This is a genomic window from Pseudomonas sp. HMWF021 (genome assembly GCF_003061005.1).
Lineage (GTDB): Bacteria > Pseudomonadota > Gammaproteobacteria > Pseudomonadales > Pseudomonadaceae > Aquipseudomonas.
The window spans coordinates 69,603-75,039 of sequence record NZ_QAIK01000104.1; the positions used below are offsets into that span (position 1 = coordinate 69,603).

Genomic DNA, 5,437 nt, shown 5'->3' on the forward strand with positions numbered 1-5,437 from the left:
GGAGGGTTCGAAATCGCTGATCGTGTCGTGGCTCAGCGGCAGCGACTTCGTCTCTCAGGCGCTGGACTCGATGATCATTTTCTTCCGGTTGTCGTTCCCGGTGGAGCTGATTCTGTTGTCGGGGCCGGGCCAGGTGATCTTTGTGGCGCTGATGATCATGACCGCGCTGCTGCTGTTCAAAGTCATCACCTCCACCGATTACAAAGGCGCCCCGATCGAGACCAAACCCAAGGAACTGATCGCGATTCCGCTGGCGTTCCTGTTGGTGCAAGGCTTGTTCGAGCCGGACTTCGGCTCCTTCGCCCGGCACTTTTCCATGGTGGTGCCGGTGCTGTTCGTTGGCCTGGGATTGATGTTGCGCGCGAACAAACCGGTGCGGGTTGAATCAAGAGTTCTGAATTGAGGCGGGTGCTGTATGTCGAGCAAGAAAAAGTCCCTGGAGATCGAAACCCTGCGCGGCCTGGCGTGCCTTTTGCTGGTGCTCTACCACGTCATTGGCCCGTTGGGCGGGGGCCTGAAGATCGATATCGGCTCGCCGTTCCGGGTGATCGCCGACTCGATGGTGTACGTGCGCATGCCGCTGTTCACCTTCATTTCCGGCTACATCTATTCGATCTACAAAATCCGTGGCAATGACTTTTCTGCGTTCTTCAGCGGCAAGGTGCGACGGCTGATCGTGCCGCTGTTTTGCGTCGGCGTGCCGTTCTCGGTGTTGCAGGCGGTGGGGCCGGGGGTGAACAAGGACGTCGGTGTGATCGATGCGTTGTTGTCGTTCTGGGTGCCGGTCAATCACTTCTGGTTTCTGCAGGCGGTGTTCATCATTTTCATGTTCGTCGGTCTGCTGGAATGGCGCGGGATGCTGCGCTCGATGACGCGCGTGTATGCGCTGTTCGCGTTTGCCGCTGTGGTGTTTCTGTTGCCGCCGTTCAAGCTCGATGCGTTCGGCATCAATGGCGCGATTTATCTGTTGCCGTTTTTTGTGGCGGGGATGATCGGCCAGGAAAATGTCGAGGCGTTGAAGCAACGGCTCAAGGTGATCGGGCCGCTGGTGTTTGTGCTGATTTCGCTGACGCTGCTGTATGTCGCGGCGATTGATCGCGAGTTGATCGTCGACCGCCGCAGCCTGATCGGATTGACCGTGGGTTGCGTGTCCTGCATCGCTTTGCTGTCGAGTGACATGCGTTCGAAGTGGCTGACTTGGCTGGGCGGTTATTCTTACGCGATCTTTCTGTTCCATGTGCTGTTTGCGGCGACTTCGCGGTTTGTCATGGGGCGGCTCGGGGTGAAGGACGAAAGCATTCTGGTGGCCAGCGGCTTGCTGTTTGGTCTGTTGGGGCCGGTGGTGTTGTCGATGATTTTCAGCCGCTTCAATGTCACCTCAGTGCTGTTTCTCGGGGAGCGCGCGGCGAAGAAAAAACCGGCGGCGAGCGTTACTTCGGTGGTGCAGACCCAAAGGATTTAACGTCGCACACCAATCCCTGTAGGAGCTGCGGCACGCTGCGATCTTTTGATGTTGATGTTGATGTTGAAGATCAAAAGATCGCAGCCTCGTTTCACTCGGCAGCTCCTACAGGGGATTGGTGTATGGCATCGATCCGGGTGGGAGCGGGCCTGCTCGCGAAGGGGCCATTCCAGACTGAAGGAAATAATGCATGTTGGCAGTAAATGACGCTCAGCCCGTCGCGGCGTCGGTGATCGAAGTGGGCGATGCCCGCGAGCGCTTTGCGCAGTGGCGCGAAGGCAAGGCCGGGAAGGTGTTGTCGGTCTCGGTGATTGGCGACAGCTACAGCGCCGGGCAGGATTTCTACCTGAACAAACTGGTGCAGCGCGTGGCCGGGGAGGTTGGGTTTGCCGGTCCCGGTTATGTCGGCTTCAACCATGGCGCGGCGCTGGGCGGTACGCATTTCAAATACACCCGCAACAGCAAAAAATACTTCGGCGGTGGCTGGCAGGTATCCGGCCTCGGCCAGGCCAGCCCCGACAGCCGCACAGTGACGGGCAAACCCGGCGCCTGGCTGCAAATCGATGCCAGCCCGACGCCCTCCATCGACACTCAAATCACTCTGGCGAAACTGCTCTACCTGGGCAACGGCGAGTCCTCAGAACTGCGCTACCGCTGGACGCCGTCGCAAGACTGGCAACCCTTGAAGCTCACAGGTTCGGGCGTACAGGAAGTGCCGCTCGCAGGTCTCACTTCGGCGCCAGACTGGTCGTTCAAACTGGAAGTGGTGAAGGGTGCGCCGACCCTGTTTGGCCTGTGGATGAGCAACGAGCAGAATGGCGTGCGCGTCTCGAAACTGGCAGCCTCCGGCGCGGCCTCTGCGGACTTTTATCACAACGATCCGCATTGGCAGGTGCAGTGGAAAGCCGCCGTATCGAAAATCCCCGCCGACGTTTACCTGATCATGCTCGGCGGCAACGACCAGGGCTTCGGCGTCAAACCTGAGCAGTACCGGCACAATGTTCAGGGCCTGGTAGCGATGATCCGTGAGATTCAACCGGCGGCGAGCATCAACCTGATCATGCGGCAGGACACCACCCGCTCCAGCGCTTATCCGATGTCGGCGTATGTGCAAGTGCTGCAGCCGTGGGCGCATGAGCAACAGCTGGGTTTCGCCAATCTGCAATGCGCGTTCGGCCCGGACGTCAAACGCTATGCGGCGGCGATGATCGGCCCGGACAAGATTCATCCGCAACCGGCCACGGGCGGCAAGGTGATCGCCGATTACTTCTATCGCTGGATCGTCAGCGGCATCAACACAGCCAGTTGCGACACCACAAAACCCCTGTAGGAGCTGCGGCACGCTGCGATCTTTTGATCTTGATCTTATAAACAAAGTCAAAAGATCGCAGCGTGCCGCAGCTCCTACAGGGTTGTGTTTTATTGGAAGTGATCGATCTCGCTCAGGAGTTCGGCAGTCTTTTGTGGCATCAATTGCGTGGCACACCTTGTCTCGACATTGATGATGATCGCCGGCTCGTTGCAGCACAGGCGCACGCGGAAGCGCCAGTCGCTGAAGATCACCTTCAGGCCATCGCGATCGTCCATTTCCAGCGCCTGCCCGGCATAGCGTTGTTTCAGATGGGCGAGCAGGGGATAGGGATCGGCCAGCGCCCGGCGAATGTCGCCGGACGCGGGAAACATGCCGATGCGCTCCACCAGCAGAATGCTGCCCAGCCACGACTCATTGGCGCTGAGCAACGGCTGGTGGCGAGGCAACCAGCTGACCGCTCCGAGGTTGCCCACCTCCCGTTCAATCTCTGCCGCATGTTGTGCCATGTTCATGGGTTGCCTCCTGAAAAGAGAAGTGGGCGGGGGCCGTCTCAGCGGCCCTTGAGGTAGACGTTGTCGTAGCAGAAATTGGTTGCCTGCAGGTAACCCTCGGCGTCGCCGCAGTCGAAGCGCAGACCCTTGAACTTGTAGGCCAGCACGCAACCGTTCTGCGCCTGTTTCATCAGCGCGTCGGTGATCTGGATCTCGCCGCCCTTGCCCGGTTGCGTATCGGCGATCAGGTCGAAGATGTCCGGGGTGAGGATGTAGCGACCGATGATCGCCAGGTTCGACGGCGCGTCCTGCGGCGCCGGTTTTTCCACCATGTGGTTGACGCGGTAGATGCCCTCGGAAATCAGCTCACCGGCGATCACCCCGTACTTGTGGGTCTGGTCGGCCGGGACTTCCTGAATGGCGACGATCGAACAGCGGAATTTCTTGTACAGCTGGATCATCTGCGACAGCACGCCGTCACCTTCCAGGTTCAGGCACAGGTCATCGGCCAGCACCACGGCGAAAGGCTCGTCGCCGATCAGTGGGCGGCCGCTGAGAATCGCGTGACCGAGACCCTTCATTTCTACCTGACGGGTGTAGGAGAAGGTGCAGGTGTCGATCAGTTCGCGGGTGCCGGCTAGAAATTTTTCCTTCTCGGTACCGCGAATCTGGTGTTCGAGTTCGTAGCTGATATCGAAGTGGTCTTCCAGCGCACGCTTGCCCCGACCGGTGACGATGGCCATGTGTTGCAGGCCCGCGTCCCGCGCTTCCTCGACGGCGTATTCGATCAACGGTTTGTTGACGATCGGCAGCATTTCTTTCGGCATGGCTTTGGTGGCCGGCAAGAAACGCGTGCCATAACCGGCAGCGGGGAACAAACATTTACGAATCATAAAAGTATCCTGGACAGTCATGGAACACAGGCAACGATACGCGCACTGAAAGAAGGCGTGAAAGTTTCAATGATTATTGAACGAGTGCTTTAATACCTGAGTCAGGTTGTTAATGGCAATTAGTGCGGGCGGTAAAACATGACAATGTTATGAGATGTCGGCTATTGCCTTATTGGTTATTTTTAGTCGGTATCCGTTGATAGTGATGAATGTACCTGGAGTGCTAATAAGTACCGGGCAATACAGTTTGACCTGCAAAAATATTTATTGCCAGTGGTTGAACTAATTTTGCCCGAGACTGTTGTCGTCCTTATTTGTGTGGTGCGCCACAGTTTGAATGAAAGGGACTTGACACGCTACTTGTCACTTATCCAATGACGGACCGCGCTATGAAGATTCTGGTAACGGGTGGCGCCGGCTATATCGGCTCGCACACCACACTTGCGCTACTTGAAGCAGGTTATGAAGTTGTTGTCCTGGATAATCTTTGCAACAGCAGCGATGCGGCACTGCACGCGATTGAAGGTATTTGCGGCAAAAGCGCACTGATGATTCGTGGCGATGTCTGCGACCGGGCCTTGCTGGACCGGATTTTCCACGAACATCAGATCGAAGCCGTGCTGCATTTTGCTGGGCTCAAAGCCGTCGGCGAGAGCGTACGCAAGCCGCTGGACTACTACGAAAACAACGTTGGCGGCAGCATTACGCTTTGTCAGGCGATGGCGGCAGCCGGGGTATTCCGGTTGGTGTTCAGCTCTTCGGCGACGGTGTACGGCGAGCCTGAGCAGATGCCGATCCGCGAGGATTTCCCTACCGGCATTCCGACCAATCCATATGGGCAATCCAAGCTGATCGTCGAGAACGTGCTGCGCGACCTGAGTCAGGCCGAGCCGCGCTGGAGCATCGCCTTGCTGCGTTACTTCAACCCGATTGGTGCCCATCAAAGCGGCCACATTGGCGAAAACCCCAACGGCATTCCCAACAACCTGCTGCCGTACATCAGCCAGGTCGCGGTGGGTGGCCTGCGGGAGTTGTCGATCTTCGGCGATGACTACCCGACGATCGACGGTACTGGCGTGCGTGATTACATCCACGTCGTTGACCTTGCCGATGGCCATCTGAAGGCCTTGCAATCCATTGCCGGACGCCCGGGCATTCACACCTGGAACCTCGGCACCGGCGACGGCTACAGCGTGATGCAAGTGCTGCACGCCTTCGAACAAGCCAGCGGCCGTCCGGTGCCGTACCGGGTGATGCCGCGTCGCAGCGGTGATATTGC

At 58.1% G+C, this 5,437-nt stretch carries 5 protein-coding genes and 1 pseudogene; 4 read left to right on the top strand and 2 right to left on the bottom strand.

Annotated features, from left to right (window positions below; translation table 11 throughout):
• From DBR18_RS29205 to DBR18_RS14060, 3 genes and pseudogenes are all read left to right on the top strand, one after another.
• A pseudogene (locus DBR18_RS29205) lies at window positions 1–403 on the top strand (hypothetical protein); the annotation flags it as partial.
• Window positions 404–415: 12 nt separating this feature from the next.
• Window positions 416–1,462 carry an acyltransferase family protein gene (locus DBR18_RS14055; protein ID WP_108590760.1) on the top strand — a complete coding sequence of 349 codons (1,047 nt, stop codon included), beginning with the start codon at window positions 416–418 and terminating at the stop codon, window positions 1,460–1,462.
• 190 nt (window positions 1,463–1,652) lie between these two features.
• A complete protein-coding gene (locus tag DBR18_RS14060) occupies window positions 1,653–2,792 on the top strand; it encodes a GDSL-type esterase/lipase family protein (protein ID WP_108590761.1) in 1,140 nt (379 codons plus the stop codon).
• An 89-nt stretch (window positions 2,793–2,881) separates the two neighbouring features.
• Here the strand turns inward: DBR18_RS14060 and DBR18_RS14065 are convergent, their stop codons facing one another.
• Entirely contained in the window at window positions 2,882–3,286 is a 405-nt protein-coding gene (locus DBR18_RS14065) for a mannose-1-phosphate guanylyltransferase (protein WP_108590762.1), read from the bottom strand.
• Window positions 3,287–3,324: 38 nt separating this feature from the next.
• A complete protein-coding gene (gene galU, locus DBR18_RS14070) occupies window positions 3,325–4,158 on the bottom strand; it encodes a UTP--glucose-1-phosphate uridylyltransferase GalU (protein ID WP_108590763.1) in 834 nt (277 codons plus the stop codon).
• Between the two features lie 389 nt (window positions 4,159–4,547).
• On the opposite strand from galU, the gene galE reads away from it, so the two are divergent.
• The coding region (galE, locus tag DBR18_RS14075) for a UDP-glucose 4-epimerase GalE (protein ID WP_108590773.1) at window positions 4,548–5,437 on the top strand (890 nt) is incomplete at its 3' end.

Bases quoted from the DNA above. Each gene is read 5' to 3' on its own strand.
- DBR18_RS14055 (WP_108590760.1), top strand. From the start codon at position 416: ATGTCGAGCAAGAAAAAGTCCCTGGAGATCGAAACCCTGCGCGGCCTG.
- DBR18_RS14060 (WP_108590761.1), top strand. From the start codon at position 1,653: ATGTTGGCAGTAAATGACGCTCAGCCCGTCGCGGCGTCGGTGATCGAA.
- DBR18_RS14065 (WP_108590762.1), bottom strand. From the start codon at position 3,286: ATGAACATGGCACAACATGCGGCAGAGATTGAACGGGAGGTGGGCAAC.
- galU (WP_108590763.1), bottom strand. From the start codon at position 4,158: ATGATTCGTAAATGTTTGTTCCCCGCTGCCGGTTATGGCACGCGTTTC.